The sequence below is a fragment of the Streptomyces sp. NPDC127098 genome (assembly GCF_042722465.1).
Taxonomy (GTDB): Bacteria; Actinomycetota; Actinomycetes; order Streptomycetales; family Streptomycetaceae; genus Streptomyces; species Streptomyces millisiae.
Map to the genome: position 1 here is coordinate 101801 of NZ_JBHXFJ010000010.1, position 21028 is coordinate 122828.

Annotated in this window: 16 protein-coding genes; 5 read left to right on the top strand and 11 right to left on the bottom strand. The window is 70.9% G+C overall.

Annotated features, from left to right (window positions below):
* Window positions 1–102: 102 nt before the first annotated feature.
* Window positions 103–438 (top strand): hypothetical protein, encoded by a 336-nt coding sequence (locus ACFWI8_RS09695; protein ID WP_387087807.1) that lies wholly within the window; start codon window positions 103–105, stop codon window positions 436–438.
* Between the two features lie 3 nt (window positions 439–441).
* Here ACFWI8_RS09695 and ACFWI8_RS09700 read toward each other — a convergent pair whose 3' ends face one another.
* Window positions 442–1401, bottom strand: coding sequence for an aminoglycoside phosphotransferase family protein (locus ACFWI8_RS09700; protein ID WP_387087810.1), 960 nt, complete (start codon window positions 1399–1401; stop codon window positions 442–444).
* A gap of 151 nt (window positions 1402–1552) precedes the next feature.
* Here ACFWI8_RS09700 and ACFWI8_RS09705 point away from each other — a divergent pair, with 151 nt between their 5' ends.
* The gene (locus ACFWI8_RS09705; protein WP_387087813.1) at window positions 1553–3064 is read left to right on the top strand and encodes an ATP-binding protein; all 1512 of its coding nucleotides are present in this window, start codon (window positions 1553–1555) and stop codon (window positions 3062–3064) included.
* A 55-nt stretch (window positions 3065–3119) separates the two neighbouring features.
* Here the strand turns inward: ACFWI8_RS09705 and ACFWI8_RS09710 are convergent, their stop codons facing one another.
* Window positions 3120–4241, bottom strand: a complete 1122-nt coding sequence (locus tag ACFWI8_RS09710) for an SGNH/GDSL hydrolase family protein (protein ID WP_387087816.1) — start codon at window positions 4239–4241, stop codon at window positions 3120–3122.
* 166 nt (window positions 4242–4407) lie between these two features.
* Window positions 4408–5559 (bottom strand): beta-1,3-glucanase family protein, encoded by a 1152-nt coding sequence (locus tag ACFWI8_RS09715; protein ID WP_387087819.1) that lies wholly within the window; start codon window positions 5557–5559, stop codon window positions 4408–4410.
* 154 nt (window positions 5560–5713) lie between these two features.
* Here ACFWI8_RS09715 and ACFWI8_RS09720 point away from each other — a divergent pair, with 154 nt between their 5' ends.
* Window positions 5714–6910, top strand: a complete 1197-nt coding sequence (locus ACFWI8_RS09720) for an SLC13 family permease (RefSeq protein WP_387087822.1) — start codon at window positions 5714–5716, stop codon at window positions 6908–6910.
* 163 nt (window positions 6911–7073) lie between these two features.
* On the opposite strand, the gene ACFWI8_RS09725 is transcribed toward ACFWI8_RS09720, so the two are convergent.
* Window positions 7074–8270: a cytochrome P450 gene (locus ACFWI8_RS09725; protein ID WP_387087825.1), complete on the bottom strand. Its 1197-nt coding sequence runs from the start codon at window positions 8268–8270 to the stop codon at window positions 7074–7076.
* 53 nt (window positions 8271–8323) lie between these two features.
* Between ACFWI8_RS09725 and ACFWI8_RS09730 the strand changes: the two genes are divergently transcribed.
* Window positions 8324–8902, top strand: coding sequence for a hypothetical protein (locus tag ACFWI8_RS09730; protein ID WP_387087828.1), 579 nt, complete (start codon window positions 8324–8326; stop codon window positions 8900–8902).
* Here the strand turns inward: ACFWI8_RS09730 and ACFWI8_RS09735 are convergent.
* The 7 genes from ACFWI8_RS09735 to ACFWI8_RS09765 form a co-directional block, all read right to left on the bottom strand.
* A complete protein-coding gene (locus ACFWI8_RS09735; RefSeq protein ID WP_387087831.1) occupies window positions 8899–9369 on the bottom strand; it encodes a hypothetical protein in 471 nt (156 codons plus the stop codon). The genes ACFWI8_RS09730 and ACFWI8_RS09735 overlap by 4 nt on opposite strands.
* Window positions 9370–9449: 80 nt before the next feature.
* The gene (locus tag ACFWI8_RS09740) at window positions 9450–11033 is read right to left on the bottom strand and encodes an alpha/beta hydrolase (RefSeq protein ID WP_387087834.1); all 1584 of its coding nucleotides are present in this window, start codon (window positions 11031–11033) and stop codon (window positions 9450–9452) included.
* A gap of 8 nt (window positions 11034–11041) precedes the next feature.
* Entirely contained in the window at window positions 11042–11437 is a 396-nt protein-coding gene (locus tag ACFWI8_RS09745) for a hypothetical protein (protein WP_387087837.1), read from the bottom strand.
* 64 nt (window positions 11438–11501) lie between these two features.
* The gene (locus ACFWI8_RS09750; protein WP_387087911.1) at window positions 11502–13790 is read right to left on the bottom strand and encodes an ATP-binding protein; all 2289 of its coding nucleotides are present in this window, start codon (window positions 13788–13790) and stop codon (window positions 11502–11504) included.
* A 2-nt stretch (window positions 13791–13792) separates the two neighbouring features.
* Entirely contained in the window at window positions 13793–14431 is a 639-nt protein-coding gene (locus ACFWI8_RS09755; RefSeq protein ID WP_387087840.1) for a DUF6879 family protein, read from the bottom strand.
* The gene (locus ACFWI8_RS09760; protein ID WP_132932703.1) at window positions 14424–14693 is read right to left on the bottom strand and encodes a hypothetical protein; all 270 of its coding nucleotides are present in this window, start codon (window positions 14691–14693) and stop codon (window positions 14424–14426) included. Before ACFWI8_RS09760 ends, ACFWI8_RS09755 begins: the two co-directional genes overlap by 8 nt.
* 861 nt (window positions 14694–15554) lie before the next feature.
* Entirely contained in the window at window positions 15555–18635 is a 3081-nt protein-coding gene (locus ACFWI8_RS09765; protein ID WP_387087843.1) for a tetratricopeptide repeat protein, read from the bottom strand.
* Between the two features lie 176 nt (window positions 18636–18811).
* Here ACFWI8_RS09765 and ACFWI8_RS09770 point away from each other — a divergent pair, with 176 nt between their 5' ends.
* On the top strand, window positions 18812–20941 hold the full coding sequence (locus ACFWI8_RS09770; RefSeq protein WP_387087846.1) for a tetratricopeptide repeat protein: 2130 nt from the start codon (window positions 18812–18814) through the stop codon (window positions 20939–20941).
* Window positions 20942–21028 lie beyond the last annotated feature (87 nt).

The following is a 21028-nucleotide window of genomic DNA, read 5'->3' on the forward strand; positions in this document are numbered from 1 at the left end:
GCTGGCCGAACTACTCGACGCGACCGGCCGCACCGACCAGGCCGAAGCCTGGCGAGCCCGGGCACACCGATGAGGGTCACGGTCGACCGCGACAGTGTCGCGATGGGCGACGACATCCTGCCGCACGCCGAGACGACCGAGCTGCCCCCGGAGACCGCCCTGGCCGATGTTGTCGCGCGGCTGCTGGAGCGCCACTTCCTCGCGACCATCGCGGGCGGGCGGGCCACCTGGATCCTGGTGACCGACGGCCGTCGCCCGCTCGCGGTGGTGGCGCAGCAGTGGGCCGAGCCCCGCTTCCTCGTCGACCCGGCGATGCCGGTCGGCTCGTTGGCCACGGGCGAGGAGAACGGCGTCTCCCTCATGTTCCGTTACTGGAGGCAGCACGACCCGGACCACGTCTTCGCCGAACTCGCCGCGGGGCGCGCGCCGGTGCGCTGAACGTCAGGCGGACCGTCCGGCGAATTCGGTGAGCAGCACCGCCAGGTGGTCGGCGAACGCGGTGAGCTGGTCGAGGGCCGGGCCGCCACGGGCGATCCGGAAGCCGTTCCTCCGCCCCCAGAACGTGGTCTGCACGGCGTGGAACTGGGCCCAGCGCAGCACGCGTTCCCGGTCGAGCTCGGCGGCGTCGGCGAACACGTCGATCACCCGCTGGACGGCCTTCGGCAGGTCGTCCGAGCCGAGGAACGTCACGGCGCGGGACTTCAGCAGCGTGCCGGCGTCGTAGGCGGGGTCGCCGGCCCACCCCTTGGGGTCGACGACCAGCCAGGGCTCACGCTCGGCGGGCAGGATGTTCCCGGCGTGCAGGTCGCCGTGGATGAGAGTGTCGGACCGGTCGCCGCCCAGTTCGGTGACGGTCGCCACCGCCGCGTCGACCACCCGGCCCGGCAGCGGGTGCCCGAACTCGGCCGAGCCGGCGCGCAGTTCCTCGGCCCACCGCTCGGCACGCGCCGCCAACCGGGGCAGCGCGGGCGGCGCGGGGACCGCGAGCCGGCGGCTGAGCCGCCCGGCGATCGCCACCACCTCGTCGCCGTCGACGAGCTCGGCCAGCGGCGCCGTCCCGACCCGCTCCAGCAGCATCGCGTACCGGTCGTCGTCCCGCTCGTGCAGCAGCACGGCCCCGCGCCCGCCCCACGCCTCGAAGGCGTCCGGCTCGTGGTCGTTCCCGGGGTGCGGGAACGACACCTTGAGCACCGCGGCCTCCCCGCCGGGCCGCCGCACCGGGACGATGACGCCGACCCCGCCGTGCCGTACCGCGCCATCCGGCACGCACCCCCAGCGCTCCAGCAACTCATCCACGACCCGGGGCAGTTCGGCCAGCCATGCCGCTCCACGCTCGCCCTCGCGCTCGACGGTGCCGCGCGCGAACTCCTCCGGTATCCCCACCCCAGGTGTCAGCGTCATGCGGGCACCCTACGCGGCGGAGCGCCCGGCCCCCCGCGGCCGGCGTCGCGAGGGTCGGCGGAGTGCGGGGAAGGCCTGACGACGGCGGACAGCAAGGCGAGCACACCCCTCCCTTGGCGTTAAGGTGTACCTGAACGAAAGGACGCAGGGTATGCCTCAACGCCAGAAGCCTGGACAACTGCTGGACCGCGAGCACGAGTGGGCTCTGCTCAACGACTTCCTCGCCGATCCTGCCCCCGAGCTGCGGCTGGCCATCCTGTCGGGTCGCCGGCGGAACGGGAAGTCGTTCCTGCTGGAGGCGCTCACCGAGGCGGTCGGCGGGCTGTATCTGACCGCCGTGCAGGAGGAGGGCCGGGTGCCCGCCCTGCACCGGTTCACCGAGGCGATCGCGGCGCACGCGGGGGTGCGGCCAGGGGCGATGCGCCTGGACGACTGGCGCGACGTGCTGACGGCTGCCCTGGACGTCGTGAATCGGGCCCCCGGAGCGCCGCTTGTCGTCATCGACGAACTGCCCTATCTGCTGCAGCACTCTCCCGAGATCCCCGGCTTCCTCCAACTGCTTTACGACCAGTCGCAGTCCGCCAAGGCGCCCGGCGGCCGGATCGTGCTGTGCGGCTCGGCGATGAGCGTGATGTCCGAGCTGCTGTCCGGCACCAAGCCGCTGCGCGGCCGAGCCGTTCTGGATCTGCGCCTACCGGCCTTCGACTACCGCACCGCCCGCACGCACTGGGGAATCGAGGACCCGGCAGTAGCCCTACAGGTCGACGCCGTGCTGGGCGGCGCCCCCGGCTACCGGCCCCTGGCTCCCGCGCCGACACCGCAGAGCGACGTCGAGTTCGGCCCATGGGTGGAGCGCACGGTGCTGGATCCCGGGCGGGCCCTGTACTCCCGGGTGGAGGCGGAGTTCCTGCTTCGCGAGGACCCGCGGATCACCCATCGCACGCTCTACTACGACGTGCTGACCGCCGTGGCGCGGGGCGCCTCGACGCCGGCCAAGGTCGGCGCGGCCCTGGAGCGCTCCCGCTCCGCCATGGTCGCCCCGCTCGAACTGCTCGAATCCACCGGCTACGTCCGCAGGGATCAGGACCTGCTCAGGACACGCCATCCCGTCATCAGCGTGGCGGACCCGGTGATCCGCTTCAACCAGCTGATCACCCTGCCCATGGTGGACCTGGTGGAACGACGGCGAGGCTCCCAGGTGTGGCGGTCGTCCCGACCGACCTACCACTCCAAGATCCTCGGCCCTCACTTCGAGGACACCGCGCGAGAGTGGGCCCGCGCATTCGCGGACGACGAGACGGGCCTCGCCCTCGGGGCCGTGGGCACGGCGGAGATCTCCGACCCGACCGCCAGAACCAAGCACGAGGTCGACCTCCTCGCCCTGGCCCCCGGCGAGCGCCCGCAGAGCCCCAGGACGACCATCGCCCTGATCGGTGAGGCGAAGGCCACGGTCCAGCCCCGAGGGCTCAAGGACCTGGAGCGTCTCGAACACATCCGCGCTCTCCTGGCAGAGCAGGGCCACCGGTCCGACGACGCGGCCCTCGCGCTGTTCTCCCTGCACGGCTTCCACCAGGACCTGATCACCGCCGCCGGGCGCCGCCCGGACGTGTTGCTGGTCGACGTCGCGGCGCTGTACGGCGACGGGCCGGTGCGCGGCAGCTGACGCCGCGGACTCGCGCGGGGTGGCCGGCCGTCGACGGCCGGCGCGCGGGCGCCCGTCACCAACGCAGCGGCAACGTCGCCAGGTGGGCGCCGAGCAGTCCTGCGATGATCCGGTGGTCGTGGGCCGAGGGATGCCAGTCGCAGCCGAGGTGGTCAAGCGCCGGGTCGTCGTAGTACCAGTAGCCGACCCGGTGGTCGCCGCGGCGCTCGCGGACCTCGACGACGTGCTGGGCGGCCCGGGCGAACGCCGTGGTGTTGTGGAGGGCCGCCGCGCTGACCACGATGAACGTCTCGCGGCCGTACCGGGCGCGCAGGCCGTCGAGGAAGCGCTGGTAGGCGCGCTCGTAGTCGGCGACGAGGTCGTCCTCCGTGGCCCACCGCTCGCCGGGACGGAGCGGGGTGGAGAAGTCGTTGAGGCCGAGGCCGATCACGACGAGCTGCGGCCGCCAGGTGCCAGGCCGGCGCCAGACGTCGCCGGCCACGTTCAGCAGGGCGCGGTCGTAGTAGGTGCGGTAGTTCGTGTCCGGGCTGTGGCCGTCGTAGTTGCGGACCATGCCGAGCCCCGAGTAGGCGTTGATCTGGACGTCGGCGTTGAGGCTCCTGGCGGTGAGGGCGCCGAAGGCGAGGTCGGTGTTGGTGTTCCGGTTGACCCCGCCGTTGGCCGAGCAGTCGCGGGTGTCGGAGACGTTGCCGTAGCCGGCGGTGTTGGAGTCGCCGATGAACTCGATCTGCCGGCTGCGCGCCCGGGGCGGGGCGAGGATCGCGCCGCGCGGGGCGGCGACGAACCCGCCGAACCTGCCCACGGCCCAGGGGCTTTCGGTGCGCTTGACGAGCCGCACGGTGTGCTCGGCGTCGGGCAGGTCGTGGATCCAGGCCGTGGTGCGGCCGGGGGTCACCAGGGTGGTGGCCGTCACGCCGTCGATCTGGACGTCGTAGTCGTTGTCGGCGTCGTCCAGGACGAGGCCGACGCCGGTGCCGCGGAACCGGCCCTCGAAGGAGACGCCGGGCCAGCTGTACTCCGCGAACCCGCCGGCCGTCCGCCTGATCCGGCCAACGGTGTGGTACCGCGCCTGGCCCCGGGCCTGGGAGCCCAGCGAGGTGGCCGGGGTGGCGGCGACCAGGCCCGCGGCCGTGGCCGCGATCAGCGTGCGGCGGGCGAGCGGGCGTTGTGTCCCCATGTGACCATCCTTCGACGCGGCGGCGGGCGCCCCGCCGGAACCTTCGGGGCGCCCCTCGGGAGCGCTCCCAGTCACGTCGACGATGACAGAACGGGCCCGGTCGTCAATCCCCCGCGCGGCCGGCGCCGGCTCCCGGGCCGGCCGCGGCGGGTCCCGTCGGAGCCCGTCAGAACGGGGTGAGCGTCAGGGTCATCCGGCTGGGCGCGTTGTCCTCGATGTACGGCGCGAAGCCGGCGACGTCGTCGAAGGCAAAGGCGTAGGCCCGGCCGTCCACGGCCGCCGCGTGCAGGACCCGCGCGTAGTGGTGGGCCGGGTCGCCGCGGTAGAAGTCGGCGGGGGCGGTGGTGGGTTGGCTCGGGTGGCTGATGGCGGTGGTGCGGTTGAGCGCGGCGGCGAGGATCGCGGCGACCGGGCCGACGATCGGGTCGTTGGGGGCGTGCAGGGCGCCGTCGCAGAACAGCACGTCCCGGGTGGCGGGGCGGGCGAAGGACACCTGGCCCGGGCCGTTGAAGACCAGCCGGTCGCCGCTCACCCGGCCCGTGAAGGTGCCGGCGTTGGTGGTGACCCGCAGGTCGCGGGAGGCGTACTCGGACCACACCCGGTCCACGTAGGGCGCGAAGTAGTCGCGCGGGAAGAGGCCGGCGTCCAGGCCGTGCCCGGGCGCGAGGACGCGGCGGTCGCCGAGGACGAGCGGCCCGAAGGCGGGGTGGCCGCGGAGCTCGGAGAACACGGCCGCGCGGGCGCCGTCGCGGAGCGTGCCGGCCGTCTGGTCCCGGGAGCCGGTGAGCCGGATGGCCAGCGGCACGCTGAACATGTCGACCATCGTCGTGTTGCAGTACATGCCGTCCGGCCGGTAGGTGAACTCGGCGCAGTCGTGCAGCACCTGGTAGTTGGGGTCGGACGGCACCCAGCCGGCCGGATAGGCGAGGGCCGGGTTGCCGTTGCCGTCCGGCACCGCGCGGAACCTCAGCTTCTCGCCGAGCGCGACATAGATCCGGCCCGAGAGATACGGGAGTTGGAGGGTGGTGTCGCCGGAGGCGGCCAGCGGTATGGCGTAGTCGGTGTAGCCGTCGGGCCCGTTGTCGGACAGCGAGACCGGCAGCAGCCGGCCGTCGGGGGCGACGCGCACCTGTCGGGTGCCGTCGTTGCCGACGATGTAGACCCAGATCGAGGTGTTGGCGAACTGGCCGGTGCGGTTCACCACGGTCAACGGCAGCGGGGCGGCGGCGTGCGCGAGCCCGGGCCGGAGGGCGAGGGTCGACGCGCCGAGGGCCGCGCCGAGCGCGGCGCCCCTGAGGACGTTGCGGCGGGAGAGCATGGGGGGACTCCTTCCGGCCCTCCACGCACACGACATGAAGGGCATGAGATGAGAGCGCTCTCAGGTCGTTGCCTCCGCACACTGCCGCGCCGGGCGGGCGCCGTCAAGGTCTAGACCAAGTCGGATGCGGTCGAGGGATGCGATTCTTCTCCTCGTGCGCCCCCGTCTCCCCCTCCCGCTCCATCCGCTCGACTGGCTGGCCGCGGCCCTCCTCACGCTCGGCCTGCTGTTCCTGGCCACGGGCGTGCTGCCCGCGCAGGCGGCCGGAGACGCGCTGGCACGCGTCGCGCCGCTGCTCGCGTTCCTCGGCACGGTCATCGTGCTGGCCGAACTCGTCAGCCGGGCCGAGGTGTTCGATGTCGTCGCGGCACGCGTGGCGCGGGCCGGCGGCGGCAGCTACCGCCGACTCTTCCTGCTCTGCGTCGCGTTCGCGTCCCTCACCACGATCGCGCTCAACCTCGACACCACGGCCGTGCTGTTGACGCCCGTCATGCTGGCGCTCGCCGCGCGCGTCGGGATCGCGGCGGTGCCGCTCGCCATGACGACGGTGTGGCTGGCCAACACCGCGAGCCTGCTGCTGCCGGTCTCCAACCTGACGAACCTGCTGGCCGCCGACCGCGTCGCGCTCTCCCCGCTCGAACTCGCCGGCCGGATGTGGGCCCCGCAGGCGGCGGCGATCGCGGTGACGGCCGCCTGCCTGTGGGCGTTCTTCTGGCGCCGCGGCCGGCGCGGCGCCGAGGCGTACGAGGCGCCCGCCGCGCACCGGCCGGCCGACCGGGTGCTGTTCCGGATCTGCGGTCTCGCCTGCGCCGGCTTCCTCCTCGCCATCCTGCTGGCCGACGCGCCGCTGTGGATCGCCTCCGGCGCGGCGGCGGCCGTCGCGGTGGCCGCGTTCGCGGCGCGCCGGCCCTCGACACTCCGCCTCTCCCTCGTCCCCTGGCGGCTGTTGTTCCTCGTGCCCGGCATGTTCCTCGTCGTGGAGACGGTCGACGCGCACGGCCTGCACGAGCTGCTCGCCTCGGCGGTGGGCACCGACGACGGGCTGCTCGGCATGCTGCGCGCGGCGGGCGTCGGCGCCGGCCTCTCCAACGTGTTGAACAACCTGCCCGTCTACCTCGCCGGCGAGTCGGCGGTGCCGGTCGGCAACGAGGACCAGCTGCTGGCGCTGCTGACCGGCACCAACGTCGGCCCGGTGATCACCCCGTGGGCGTCGCTGGCCACCCTGCTGTGGTTCGAGCGCTGCCACGCGGGCGGCGTGCGGGTGCCGGTACGGACGTTCGTGGCGACCGGCACGGTGCTGGCGCTGACCGCCGTACCGGCGTCGGTGCTGGCGCTGGCGGCACTCGGCTAACCACCGGTCGCCATCCAGTGCGCCGGGCTCCGGCCGAGGAAGCGCCGGGCCCGGCCGCCGGGCGCGGTGCCGTCGGGGGCGAACGTGCCGCCGGCGGCGACCAGTTCGAGCCCGGCGAGGACGGGGGCGAGCCGGGCAACCGGATCAGGTGGTACGACCAGCGCTATGTCCGTTCCGTCGTCACGTACAACGTGTGCAGCCCCCGGATCACGAACTCCGGGCGGCGGACCGGCTCTTCGGCGAGCCGAAGTCCCGGCAGCCTGGTGACCAAGGCCTCCAGCGCCGCCGAGATCTCGGCCCTGGCCAGCGGCGCGCCGACGCAGTAGTGGATGCCGGCGCCGAAGCCGAGGTGCGGGTTGGGCGAGCGCCCGATGTCGAGCCGGTCGGGGTCGGCGAAGACGTCGGGGTCGCGGGCGGCGGCGCCGAGCAGCGCGGCGATCTTCTGCCCCGGTTCGAGCTCGTACCCGGCCACGGTCGTGGACACCACGGACGTCCGCTCGAACAGCTGCAACGGCGGGTCGTAGCGAATCAGCTCCTCGACGGTGGTGGGCAGCAGCTCCGCCGGTGAGGCGACCAGGCGGTCCCACTGGTCGCGGTGGCGCAGCAGCGCCAGCACGCCGTTGCCGATGACGTTGACGGTGGCCTCGTGGCCGGCCATCAGCAACAGCACGGCGGTGCCGACGAGTTCGTCGTCGGAGAGCCGGTCACCGCCGTCCCGCACCGCGACCAGGTCGCTGATCAGGTCGTCTCCCGGTTCCCTGGCCCGGGACGCGGCCAACTCCCGCAGATACGCCACGAACTCGGCCGCCGCGGCCTCGGCGGCGGCCGCGCCCTCCGGGGGCAGGCCGTACTCGTACATCTTGACGATCGCGTTGGACCACGGCTGGAGCCGCGGCCGGTCCTCGGCCGGCACGCCAAGCAGTTCGGCGATCACCTCGACCGGCAGCGGCCCGGCTAGGTGCGTCAACAGGTCCGCCGAACCGTCGGCCGCGATGGCCGCGGCCAGCCCGTCCACCATCCGGCCGGCCACCGCCAGGACCCGCGGCTGAAGCCGCGCGGTGTGCCCCCGGTTGAACGCCGCCGACACCAGCCGACGCAGCCGGGTGTGCCGCGGCGGCTCGCTCTCGAGCAGCGAGTTGCGGTGCAACAGGTTGAACGCCGGAAACGCGGCCGCCGGCTCCTTGTCCCGCCAGATCCGCCCGGCGTCCCTGCTGCGCAGCACGGCGGCGCAGGCCTCGTGCGACACGGCCACCGGCAACCCGAGCCCGTCGTGCCAGTGCACGGGCCCGCGCCGCCGAAGCTCGGCGAAGGCCGGGTAGGGGTCGTCGAGAAACGCCGGATCGGCGGGGTCGAAGCTCACCCACCGACGGTACCGCCCGGGGGGCGCCTGCCGCCGTGGCTATGGTCGACGCCATGGATCCCACGGTCAGTTCGCTCGTCGTCGCCGTCGTCGGAGTCCTGGGCACCCTGCTGTCCGGCCTGCTCGCCCACCGGGGCGCGCTCCGCTCCAAGGCGCTCGAACTCGACCGCCAGGCCGGCGAACGGGAGGCTGAACGCCAGGCCCTCGAACGCCGCGAACTGCGCGAACTACGGCGCTCCTCCTACGCCACGCTCAACCAGGCGCTGCGCCAGTTCCACCTGGCGCTCAGCCGCCACCACCGCTGGCTGACCGAGGGGACCCGCCCCTCCCCCGAGACGCCGGACCTCACGACGGCCCGTGACACCCTGCGCCTGGCTTACGCGGACGCCCAGATGGTCGCCTCCGACGCCGTCCTCAAGGCGGGCGGCGACACCTACTTCCTGCTCCTCCGCCTCGACCGCCTGCTCACCCCGGAGGCCACGCCGGAACAACTCGACGACGCGGCGTCGCTGCTGAGACAGGGGTCGGAGGGCCTGTACGAGGCACGGCAGACCATGCGGAGGGACCTGGGCATCACGGACCTGCCGATAGCGCGTCCTGAGGGGCATGGAAGGCTTCGGTGGCGGAGTTAGCCGAACTGTTGTTGTTCGACGCCGGGGGGTAGCAGGCAGGGAGTCCGGATGATGAACAGCAGGCGTCCCTCCTCATGGTCCTCCGCGGTCACCGACTGGTGATCTTCTGGATGCCAGGCATCGACCAGGTTGGCCGGGCTCACCGAAGGATCGGAGCGGTAGCCCTGAATCCGGAGCCCGTTCTGCTCCAGTGCGTCCCGAATGGCCCGAATGGCTTCTGCATCGCGCTCCGGCTCGATCCTGGCCTGGACGGAATAGCTGTGCGTGAACCGGCCGTCGTCCGCCACCTCGTCGTTGTCACCCACGCAGTCCAGAAAGTTGGAGCGCACTGTTTCGAGATCGAGCTCGGCCTCCCCGCTTCTCGCCATCGACTCCGCCCAGTGCGCGGTCCACTCCTCAGCCTCTTCCCGAGACATCCGGGGCAGCGGATCGTTGATTCCATCGTCGCTGGAGCCGCTGGCAGACATGCATCCCCCCAAGAGCAACATCGTCAAGGCGGCCAGAGCTGTGGCGTGTCGTCTGACGCCATGCCTCGCCGTAGCGGTCTTCACTGTCCAGTCGCTCCGTCCCTGGGTGCTTCTCCGGTGATGATGCGCCCCATGTTCTCCAACGAGGCGCTGTCCTGGGTCCAGTAGGCGCTGTGCCCGGAGGTGTCGACGGGCATCTCCCGCACGTCGCCGAACCAGAAGTGCTGGGGGGAGCGGCCGAGGGTGAGGCCGGAAAGGTTGTGAGCGACACGGTCGTCAGAAGCGGCGCCGACCCAGAGTCTGTCCGGGGGGATGTGCAGTTCCTCGACGTGCGACACGGTCATGCCGGGGCTGCCCAGGACGATGACGTCGTCGGCTCCCAGACCGTCACCTCCAGCATCGGCGGCGCCGACGACGGTGGAGCCGTAGCTGTGCCCCACCACGGTGAGATGGTTATCCGAGCCGTCGTGGGCGGCCCTGAGGCCAGCGGTGAAGTCACGGAGATTCGGCGCTGCTTCGTTGGCACGTTCCCGGGTCAGCACGCTGTCGGAGATTTCCGGGGCGTCGTAACCGAGCCAGGAAATCACGGAGACGTCACCACGTTGTTGGTTCAGCGCCTCGTCCTGCATCACACCGATCCGATTGATCTGCCCCGCCATGCTTCCCATATCCGTCGTCGTCCCCGGCACCAGCACCGCCGTGTGCGCGGCCGTGTCGGGGTTGCCCTGGGCCACGATGGCGCGGCCGTCGTCCTGGGTGCCGAAGCCGAGCAGGTAGAGCCGTTGCTCGGCCGGCGCGTTCGCGCGGCTGTCCAGTGTCTCCTGGAGTCGGGCCAAGCCGTCGTAGATGAAACGGTCGTGATAGCCGAGCTCGTCCTCCCTCGCCCGGTAGTCGTTGAGCTGGGCGTCCAGCGCGGCGCGGTTGGCCTGGTCGCGGGTTTCGGCGGGGAGGCCGTCGAGGGCGCCGAGTTGCGTGGGGTAGGAGGCCAGCAGTAGGTCGCGTTCGAGGTCGGTGAGGCCGGACCACCAACGTGCCGCCTCCGCCGGGGGCCGGTCGGTCGGGATGTCGTCGGCCGGGATTCCGATGCCGTGGGTCTCGGCGAGCCGTGCCGCCGCCTGGTCGGCGGTCTGGGCGCCGTACTGCTTGTCGAGGGTGAACGGGTCGAGTTCGCGTAGCGCGCGCCCCGCCTGGCTGCTGGCGTCCCGGGCTTCCTGGACGGCTTCTTCGATCCGCGCCTGGTAGCCGGCCACCTCGATGGACTCGCGGAGGCGTCGGTCGGGCTCTGCCAGATCCTCGGGGCTCGGGTCGTGTGGGCGGGCGAGGACGGTGCCGTCCTCGCTGACGCGGTGGCCGGCGTCTTCAGCGTCGGCGACGACGTTCCTGAGGCGTTGTTGCGCCGCCCGCATCCTGGCGCGTGCCTCGTCCAGGACGGCGGCGAGCAGCAGGGCGTTCCGGCCGGCGGTGGTGAGGATCGACTGGGTGACGGCCATGGCGTGCAGGCCCGTGTCGGCCGACTGGCCGGCCCATCCCGCGTCGATCAGCGGCCGGGAGACGCGGGCGAGTGAGCCGTCGTGCGCCTCCTGGCAGGCTTCGGCCAGCCGGCGCCAGGCGGAGACCGCTGTGCCGAGCGGGTAGAAGTCCTGCGTCAGCAGTTCGCGGTACATCGCCGGCATCAGACGGTGCCCCAGCCGCGGAAGGTGGCGCGAAGCTCCTGGTCGAGGCCGACCATCGCGGAGGTGATGGCGCGCAGTCCGGTGGCGTGTTCGGGCAGGCGGTCGGCCATGTCGCTGAGGGCTGCTCCCCAGCCGGCTCCGCTCTGACCCAGCTGCTCCCCGAGTGTCCACTGCCGTAGGGATTCGGTGGCGGCGGCGATGTCGGCGATGGCGCGGTCCAGGACGGGCCGCAGGTCCTCGTGCGCGCTCTCGGAGGCGACGGCGGAGGCGAGCAGTTGGTCGACGGGAACGCTCAGATCCGGTGCGGCGGCCGGGCCCTCGCCTGACGTCCGCTGCGCGGCGATCTCGGCGCGCGCGAGTGCCTGGGCCTCCGCCCACTCTTCGTGCCAGCCCACGAGCCTGTCCCCCGTCCGTACCCAACGCCTGTGTGGCGGAACGTAAGATATCGGACTCGCTCGGCTACCGCCCGGGCAGCCGTCGCTCGACGCGCTCGCGGAACCCGGTGGCGCGGGGGTCGTCGTAGGCGGTGGTGAGGCGTAGCGCCTCGGCCCGGTGCGCGGCGGCCTGGTCGGGGTGTTCGGTGTCGAGGGCTTCGGCGAGGGCTTCGAGGGCCAGGGCCTGGTGCCAGGGGTCGGCCAACTCACCGAAGGTAGCGGCGGCTTGGCGGTGGAAGTCGGCGGCCTCGTCGTGTCGGCCGAGTGCCTGGTAGGTCCGGCCGGCGCCGAGCCAGGCCAGGGCCTCGCGGCTGCGGTTGCGCAGCCGGCGGTTGAGGGAGGCCGAGCGCTGGTAGGAGGCCAGGGCGTCGCCCTGCTGGCCGAGGGCCAGTTGGGCGTCGCCGAGGGCGAGGAGCCAGGCGGCCTCCGCGAACTGGTTCCGCAGGGTGAGGGCGATGTCGACGGCCTCCTGGGCCAGGCGCAGCGCCTCCTCGGTCCGGCCGCTCTCGCGGTGGATGTCGCTGCGGGTCCACAGGATGTTGCCCTCGTTGAGCCGGTTGCCGGCGGCGCGCTCGAAGGCCAGGGCCGGGTGTCCTGCCTCCTCGGCCTCGGCGAGCCGGCCTGCCCGGTAGTGCGTCAGGGCGAGGTTGGCCAGCGCGATGGCTTCGTAGGCGCCGGCCCCGATGCTCCGGAAGATGGCGGCCGCCTGCCGGAAGTGGTCGCGGGCGGCCGACAGATGGCGGCGGCTCAGCTGCACGAGGCCGAGGAGGTTGAGGGAGTTGCCCTCGCCCGACCGGTCGCCGAGGGCACGCCGGATGGCGAGGGCGGAGCGGTGGCAGTGCTCGCTTTCGGCGAGTTGGTTGAACCGGGCGTGGCACATGCCCAGGTCCTCGAGCAGGGTCGCCTCGCCGGCCCGCTCACCCTCGCGCCTGGCGGCCGCGAGGCCGACGCGGCAGGCCGTGAGCAGGTCGGCGGTGGGTGACGAGGGCGCCTTGGCGTTCCACAGGACGGCGGGCAGGAGCCAGGCGTGGCGGTCGAGCCCGGCGCTCGCGGCGGCCTTTACGCAGGCCACGAGGTTGCCGTGCTCGCGCTCCGCCCAGAGGGCGGCGGTGTCGTAGTCGGGGAAGGCGAGGGGGGTGACCGACTCGGCGGGCCGGTCGAGGGGTTGGTGGTTCTCGGCGGGGTCGAGCCGGCTCTGGGCGGCGTCGGCGGTGTGCAGGTACCAGTCGAGGACCCGGCGCAGCGCGGCCGTGCGCTCGGCCGCCGGCTCCTCGCGGCGGGCCTGGTCGGCGGCGTAGGCGCGGAGCAGGTCGTGGAACTCGTACCGGTCGGGGGCCGGTTGGTCGAGCAGGTGGGCGCCGACCAGGATGTCGAGGAGTTGCCGCGCGCGGCTGGCCGGGGCGCCGGCGAGTGCGGCCGCGGCGTGCAGGCTGAACTCGGGTCCCGGGTGGAGGCCGAGCAGGCGGAAGAGCCGCGCGGCCTCGGGCCGCAGGGCGCGGTAGGACCAGGCGAAGACCGTGCGCACGGCCGCCGCCTCGTCCTCGTCGACCACGCTGAGGGCGTCCCAGAGGGCGGACTCGTCGCGCAGCTCGGCGATCAGGTCGTCCAGGCTCAGGTGGGGGTGGGTGACGGCTCGCTCGGCGGCGATGCGCAGGGCCAGCGGGAGGCGGGCGCAGAGCCTGGCGAGGTCGGCCAGTTTGGTGGCGTCGTCCTCGGGCCGGTATCCGGCGGTGACGGCGCGGAGCAGGGCGACGGCCTCGGGCTCCGGGAGGGTGCCGAGGGTGAGGCGGTGCGCACCGTCCTTTATGGCAAGACCGGACAGGCGGCTGCGGCTGGTGACGACGGTCAGGCAGCCGGCGCTGCCGGGGAGCAGGGGGCGGACCTGGGCGGCGGTGGCGGCGTTGTCCAGCACGATCAGCATGCGCCGGTCGGCGAGGAGGGAGCGGTAGAGCGCGGCCGCCGCGTCCGGCTGGGAGGGGATGGCTTCGGCCGGGACGCCGAGGGCGGTGAGGAAGCGGTGCAGGGCCTCGTGGACGGTGACCGGGTCGTCCGGGTCGTAGCCACGTAGGTTGATGTACAACTGGCCGTCGGGAAAGCGGTGTTGCACCTGGTGCGCCCAGCGCAGGGCCAGCGACGTCTTGCCGGCGCCCGCCGTGCCCGCGATGACGCAGAGCGATACGACGAGGGGGGCGCCCTCGGTGCCGGGCAGAACGGCGTCGAGCCGTTCCAGTTCCTCGGTCCGGTTGACGAAGCCTCGGATGTCGCCCGGCAGTTGGCGGGGTCTGGGGTGGCCGGCGGCGTCGCGCTCGTCGATCGTTACTCCTCGTCGGTGGTCAGCCGGGGCGGGGGAAGCGGGGCCACTTCTCGCGCGAAGTAGGAGGACAGGTCCTCGCCGCGTTCGAAGAGGGCGCGGGTGAGGTCCTGCCAGTCGTCGACGAGTTGGGGGTCGGTGAAGCGGACGCAGCCGTCGAGCACGCCGTCGTCGGTGTAGACGACCTCGTAGAGCGTCTCCCCGCCGAGCACGACCAACTCGGGCAGCGGACGGTCGACTTCCAGGGCGTGGAGCTCGCCCGCCTCGACGATCCTGATGTCCTCGCCGCCGTCCTCGGCGTTCAGCAGGAGGGAGTGCAACTCCCACTGGATGTACGGCGTGAACGGCTTCTCGACCACCCGCACCCGGTGGAAGACGGTGCCGAGCCGCCGGTCCTGCTCCGCTTCCTCGCGGAGGCCGGCCCGCCGGCCTTCGAGGAGGCGCAGCGCCTCGGCCCAGTCGCCTCGGCCCAGGGCCGCTCTGCTGGGGCTGTCCTGTTCGACGAAGTGCTGGCCGCGCTCCAGCTTCCAGGAGTCGCGCCGGTCGAGTCGGGTGTAGCGCTGCCAGAAGTCCGCAGAGTAGGCGGGCTGGTCGAGCCGCACCCCCTGGGCTCGGTCGAGGCGAGGGGGATGGAGGTCAATCATCGGGGATGTCCGCTTTCGCCGCGCTCAGCATGTTGCCGGGGAGGATGACGAGGCGTTCGTCCGGCGCCAACCCCACGCCCTCGGGGAGGCGGGAGCGGTAGTCGGCGGTGAGGTCGCGCCCGATCACGGCGATGTCGCCGTTGTCCAGCTGCCAGATGTCCGGGCAGCCGGTCTTGCCGTCGGTGTTGCCGAGTTCCTTGGCCGACCTGCCGAGCCGCCGCGCGAATAACGCGGACGGGTCGGCCTCCCAGGGACGCGCCATGACTGCCTCCGTGCACGTGTCCGAGGCACACGCCCGCATACGCGTGTACCGCGATTCAGCTTACGAAGGGGCCTTCACGCGCTACAATGCCCGGTCCCCAGGTTGGCCATTTTGGGTTAATTTCCCATGCCACGTGCTTATGCCGCGCCCGGCCGGAGCTCGGGATGAGACGGCGGAACGGAACAGTGCCGGGTGGGGCGGAGCCCCTCGCCCCCGCTGGCCGGCACGGGGACGCGGATCAGCCGCCGGCGGAGGCGGGTGATCGGCGGGTGGCCGGGCCGGGCGCCTCGGCCGAGGTCGTCGAGGAGGAGGTCGAGGACGGTCTCCTCCTCGACGGGGACATCGGTAAGGAGTGGTGGGGTCGGCGGCGGCGAGGACGGTGGGATTCTCGCAGACGTGCACCATGACCGCGGTGTCGGTCATGGTGCAGGGGATTGCGGATGGTTTGGACCCGGCTATGGACGACGTCGCCCTGCGGGATGCGTGACGACTCACCAGATGAGCCGGTGAGTCGTCACCAGGGTGCGGAAATTAGCTGTCTATGCACGCCCAGGTGGCAACTTTGGGCGCCATGTGCGAGACATGAAACGCCGACTCAGCCCCCGATGCCGCCGCACTGGCGACACCAGAGAAACTGAAGAAAGCGGCGAAGAACACGGATGTCGCGATGGCGCACCGAGCCTTGAATCCCACCAACGGTTGTTCCTTTTCCATGTGCGAGAGTTTCACGCCCTAATGGGCCGCTACGGCCGCTTGGGCGCCATGATCATCCTATCGCACAGAGGCAGGTACGCAAACCCATCGAGAATATCTCCCATTTCAGGCATTACGTCCCGCACGTCGCGATCATCGCCTTTCTGGTCAATTTCCCTCGTCCGGCGATCCGCCCGCTGGAGAACCTATCACGCCGATCAGTTCCAGAATCCGTTGAGCATTCTCCGTCTCTCGCGCTGCGCCGATCCGTCGTGCGATGAGGAGACCCGACTGCACATGGATAGTCGCCACCGCAAGATGGCCGAGCCGCTGCTCGGTGAGTCCGAGCTCGATGAGCGCCTGGGCCTCCTCCGTTGCAGAGCCTATTTCCCGGGCAAGCTCCAGAGCCCTGTTATGGTGCGCGAGAGCCCCATCGTACTGACCCATATCCCGCAGTGTCGCGCCGATGCCGGTCAGAGCCGTCGACTCCCAGCGCTTTTCACCGATGCTACGGAATACGGGAAGTACCTGCCGATAGAGGAGGAGAGCCTCCTCCAACTCGCCGAAAATCCTCCGGGAGTCAGCAACATTCATCTGCATGGTCGCACTGTCCACGGGAGTGCCGTGAACAGTCGCGAACGCCAGGGCGCTTTCGTAGGATTCTCGCGCCCGACGTTGATCCCCGGTGTCTCTGTAGAGATCCCCAAGATTGTTGCGGACATGCGCTGCACCGCTCTCATCCCCGCTGCCCTGGAATTCTGCAAGGGCAGCATGGAACGATGCGCCGGCCGCCTCGTATTCTCCCAGATGGAGAAGTGTGATGGCGAGGTTGTTGTGAGACCGTGCTTGCTGGAGTAGGTCACCTTCACGCGAGCGGATATCAAGCGCCTCGTGTTGCAGAGCCAGTGCCTTCCTGGGCTGCCCCTGGTTCCGGTGGGGAAGGGCCAGCTGGTGCAGTGCCTCGGCGATGACCCCGTCGTCACCGAGACGGCGGGCCAGGGCGAGAGCTTGCTCGGCGGCCGTGATGGCCTGCTGGTAGTGCGCGGCACGGTAATGCGCCTGACTCAGGTCGATGAGGCTACGAGCCTCAGCGTCCAGGTGACCTGTGGATCGCCAGTGGGAGACCCCTGCGTGGTGAAGCCGCTCAGCGGCGGAGGTGTCACGCCACGCGTCCAAGGCGCCGCCCACTGCGTGTGTGAGGAGTGCTGCACGGTCGCAACGGCCGAGAACCCAGGCGGCTTCGACCATCGCAAGCAGTTCCGATCGTTCCTCGAGCAACCAGTCCTGCGCAGCGGCACGGTCGGGCCAGTAAGGTGGATCGGTCGGTCGGTAGACGACTCCCACCTCGATGCGCGGGCGGTGGGGGAAGAGGAGGCGGTCGGCCTGGTCAACCACGTGAAGATAGAAGTCCAGGAGGCGGTCTGTGGCCTTGGCGTTCTCGCCTGCATGCTCCGGAGCGGCGGCCAGGGTGCGAGCGTACTCCCGAACCAGATCGTGCATGCGGTATCGATGCCGTCTGGGCTCCTGGATGAGGTTCTGGTCGAGTAGGTCCTCGATGAGGTGTTCGGCCTCGTTGAGGGGCAGGCCGAGGAGCGCCGCTGCGGCATGTGGTCCGAACTCCGTCCCGGAGTAGGCACCGAGCTGGCGGAACGCGAACTGCTGGCGCGCTGTCAGTTCCCGGTAGGAGAATGCGAACAATTGCGTGATGTCGTGGTTGCCGTCTCGAATCTCGACCAGTCTTCCCCCATCTGAGAGCCTTCGGGCAAGGTCTGCGGCAGTCCATAGGGGATGAGAATTCAGCCGGCTCGCGACGATCTCTATGGCGAGCGGAAGATAGCCGCAGAGCCGCACGATCGTTGCCACGTCAGAGGTGACCGCCGTGCGCTCCGTGCCCTCGACCCGACTCCTGAAGAGCGCCACCGCGTGCTCCTCCGAGAGCACGTCGAGCGGCACTCGACGGAGCCCTGGAAGGCGGCTCAGCCGTCGGCGACTCGTCGCGATCACCAGGGAGGAGGATTCACCGGGCAGCAGAGGAAGAATCTGGGCCGGGTCGGCCACATCATCGAGAATCACCAGAGCACGGCGTTGAGCGAGGACCGAGCGCCACAGGGCCGCGGCCCCGTCCAGATCCCGGGGAATCTTCTCGGGCGGAACGCCGAAACTGCGCAGCAGCATGTCGAGTGCCAAGGCAGACGTCACCGGCTTCTGATCCCCGGAATGGGTGCGCAGCTCCACGACGAACTGCCCGTCAGGAAAGAGGTCCCGGAGTTCGTGGGCGGCCTCCGTGGCCAGGACGGTCTTGCCAACCCCACCCATTCCGTCGATCGCTTCCAACCCGATTACGCGGCCCGCCGTACTCTGAGCCTGCACCACGGCCGACCTGATGCGTTCCATCTGTGCTTCGCGGCCGACCAGTTGTGTGCGGCGCGGCAGATTGTTGGGGACCGGCATAGCGAAGCGCCGATCGTCGGTCATAGCACCGCCGGGCAGGAGCCCGTCGATCGGGGCCTGCCGCAGGATGGCCTGCTGGAGGCGACGTAATCGGGGACCCGGATCGGAGCCGAACTCGTAGAGGTGTTCTCTGATCCTGCGGTATATGTCCAGCGCCTCGATTGGGCGTCCGCACCCGTAGAGGGCCAGCATGAGGTGTTCGGCAAGGGCCTCGTCGTTCGGGTGCTCGACGGCGAGCGCTTCCAGGTCACCGACGATGTCGGGGAAGTGACCACGCCGCAGGGCGGCCCCGGCACGAATGAGGGAGAGAGCGAGACGCCGGCGTGCGAAGGACAGCCGAACGTCCTCGGCCCATTGGCCGGCGACCCCCGTGAGCGGCTCGCCCAGCCACAACTGATCAGCCTGATCGACCAGGTTCAGGGCTTGCCCGTCCTCGCCACTGTCGGCGAGCGAGCGCGCCTGGGCCGCGAGGGTGGCGTGCCGGTGGAGGTCGACGGACTGCGGATCTGCGTCGAGGACGTAGGCTCCCGCGCCTGCCCTCTTCACCGTGCTCCCGACCTGCTGCCCGGCGACGGCCGCCATGATCCGGCGAAGTCGGGAGACGTAGGTGCGCAGATTGTCCATGGCTCGTTCGGGCGGGCGATCGTCCCAGAGCCGGTTCGTCAGCACGTCGACGGGCACAGGCCGCCCGACAGCCACGGCCAGGGAGGCCAACAGCGTGCCCTCCTTGGTGGGCCCCAGAACACGGGAGTGCTGGCCATTCGACAACTCGATGACGCCAAGGATGCGGAACTCCACCAGCTCCCCCTCCAGGCCGGTATTGCTCCCACGTGCTCTTGTCAAGGAAGAGGGTTGCATAGGGCTGGTCAAGGCGCCAGTAGGAGCTGAGCGACATTGCGGTCTTGTTCGAAAAGCAGAACTTCGGTCAGACTTGTGATCCATGACAAACGCGAGTCGCGCCGGGGGGATGTGTCATGGAGCCGGATCCAGCTGCGCACAGGAACGTGATCGACGGAAATCCACTGCTCACGGGCCCGATTGTGCAGGCGCGCGATATTTCGGGAGGCCTGCACCTCCACCAGTCGTCGGGGCCCGAGGCCCGCCGCGTGGTACCGCGACAACTTCTGCCCGTACCTGCGCATTTCATCGGCCGCGAGCAAGATCTTCGCGCTCTGGACGCCCTTCGCGAGGGGCGGGAAACGACAGCACCCCAGATAATCGTGGTGACGGGTCCTGCCGGAGTCGGCAAGACGACGTTGGTCTCCCGATGGTTGCGTGACCACGCCGGGGAGTTTCCCGACGGCCAGCTCTACGTCGATCTGCGCGGCTTCGGGGAAGGAGAAAAGCCGGATGTGCGCGAGGTGCTCGGGCGCCTCCTGCGGTCGGTGGGACTGCGGGAGTTGCCCGCAAGCCTTGCCGAACGGGCGGCGATGTGGCGCTCGATGACCGTGGGCCTCAGGTTCTGTGTGATGTTGGACAATGCATTGTCCGCGGCCCAGGTGAGGGCGATGCTACCGAGCGACGCTGGTGGTCTCGTGGTGGTCACGAGTCGTCAACGGCTCAGCGGCCTGGTTGTCGATGGCGCCGAGTTCCACCAACTCGGCCAGCTTGATCAGCGGTCGGCCGTGGAGTTGCTGTCCCGTGGCCTCGGCCATGAACGGGCGAAACGGGAGCATGCGGCGGTCGCCGATCTCGTCACCCTGTGCGCCCGGCTTCCTCTCGCCATCTGTCTGGTGTCAGCGCGGCTGTCCGCCCGACCGAGGCAGCGCGTGGCCACCGTGGTCGCCACACTGACTGCGGGCAGCGGCTCTTGGGACACCCTGCGTGTGGAGGACACGAGAACGATGGAAAACGTGCTCGACGAGTCGTACGTCACGCTCGCACCCGACGTCGCCTCCCTGTACCGGCGCCTGGGCTCGTTGTCGGTGGACGTCTTCGACGCCGGACTCGTCGCCGCCGTGTGCGCGGTGGACGGAGCCGAGGCGGACAGGCTGCTCGGCGACCTGGTCGAGGCCAATCTGCTGGAGGAGGTCGGCGCCGACCGTTTCCGCTTCCACGACCTCGTGCGCTCACACGCTGCTGAACGTGACCACGCCGAGGGCACGGCGGCGGATCGGTCTGAAACCCACCGTCGACTGGTGGACTGGTGTCTGGCCGTCGCGACAACGGCCGAGGAGTTGCTCGCCCCCAGCCACCGAACCTTGGACCGAACATACGAGTTCCCACCCGACGAGCCTGCGCCCTTCCATGACGCGCACGGCGCATCGGCCTGGGTCTCTGCTCACCGCGAAACGCTGCTGACCGCCGTCCACACCGCGGCCGACGCCGGCTGGGACGCCACCACCTGGCAGCTCGTGGACGCCATGTGGCCGATGTTCCAGCGGCTGCGGTTGTACGACGAATGGATCAAGTGCCACGCAGCCGGCCTCGCCGCCGCGCGACGCGCCGGCAGCCGCGCGGGGGAGGCGCGCATGCTCACCTCCGGCGGCATCGGCCTGCGCAGTGCCGGCCGGTACGACGAGGCCGCCGGCTGGTTCGAGGAGGCTCTCGAACTCGCTCGTGCCGACGCCAACCCCCGTGACGAAGCACAGGCATGGAACGGCCTCGGCAGCTCCCACCGCGGCGCCGGCCGGCTCGGGGAAGCCGAAGACTGCTTCCGCCACGCACTCGCCCTGCGGCAGAGCATCGGCTACCGGCGAGGCGCTGCTCTCTCGCTGCTCCGGCTGGGAGAACTCGCGTTGGAGCAGGGACACCATGACCAGGCGGTCGAGCATCTCGCCGGGGCCCATGACGGGCTCCAAGCGGAGCAGGACACGTATGACGGGGCGCGGGCCAGGGCCCTGCTCGGGCTGGCCCTTGCACATACTGGCGCGCACGACGCCGGAGCCAACGAACTGCACCAGGCTCTGGCGCAGTTCGAGGAACTGGGCAGCGACCTGTGGAGCGCGAGGACCCTGGAGATGCTGGGTGATCTGGCGCAGCTAGCGGGTGACACACGGACAGCGCGCGAGCACCACCATCGCGCGCTGTCCATCTTCTCGTCGGTCAGCCCCGTTGATCATCGACGGCTCAATCGGCGTCTGGGAGAGTCCGGATCCGGATAGTGTGCCGTCCAGCTGGCAAGGCACGAGCCGCCGTGGGACCGCGTCGGCGGCCACGACGGCCTGTGTGTTCCTTTCCAGGCGAGTCGA

What these genes read in the sequence shown, in the direction of transcription:
- ACFWI8_RS09760 (WP_132932703.1), bottom strand. Translation starts at nt 14,693, where the DNA reads ATGGCGCGTCCCTGGGAGGCCGACCCGTCCGCGTTATTCGCGCGGCGG.
- ACFWI8_RS09705 (WP_387087813.1), top strand. Translation starts at nt 1,553, where the DNA reads ATGCCTCAACGCCAGAAGCCTGGACAACTGCTGGACCGCGAGCACGAG.
- ACFWI8_RS09770 (WP_387087846.1), top strand. Translation starts at nt 18,812, where the DNA reads ATGGAGCCGGATCCAGCTGCGCACAGGAACGTGATCGACGGAAATCCA.
- ACFWI8_RS09735 (WP_387087831.1), bottom strand. Translation starts at nt 9,369, where the DNA reads ATGTCTGCCAGCGGCTCCAGCGACGATGGAATCAACGATCCGCTGCCC.
- ACFWI8_RS09700 (WP_387087810.1), bottom strand. Translation starts at nt 1,401, where the DNA reads ATGACGCTGACACCTGGGGTGGGGATACCGGAGGAGTTCGCGCGCGGC.
- ACFWI8_RS09755 (WP_387087840.1), bottom strand. Translation starts at nt 14,431, where the DNA reads ATGATTGACCTCCATCCCCCTCGCCTCGACCGAGCCCAGGGGGTGCGG.
- ACFWI8_RS09710 (WP_387087816.1), bottom strand. Translation starts at nt 4,241, where the DNA reads ATGGGGACACAACGCCCGCTCGCCCGCCGCACGCTGATCGCGGCCACG.
- ACFWI8_RS09730 (WP_387087828.1), top strand. Translation starts at nt 8,324, where the DNA reads ATGGATCCCACGGTCAGTTCGCTCGTCGTCGCCGTCGTCGGAGTCCTG.
- ACFWI8_RS09715 (WP_387087819.1), bottom strand. Translation starts at nt 5,559, where the DNA reads ATGCTCTCCCGCCGCAACGTCCTCAGGGGCGCCGCGCTCGGCGCGGCC.
- ACFWI8_RS09740 (WP_387087834.1), bottom strand. Translation starts at nt 11,033, where the DNA reads ATGTACCGCGAACTGCTGACGCAGGACTTCTACCCGCTCGGCACAGCG.
- ACFWI8_RS09695 (WP_387087807.1), top strand. Translation starts at nt 103, where the DNA reads ATGGGCGACGACATCCTGCCGCACGCCGAGACGACCGAGCTGCCCCCG.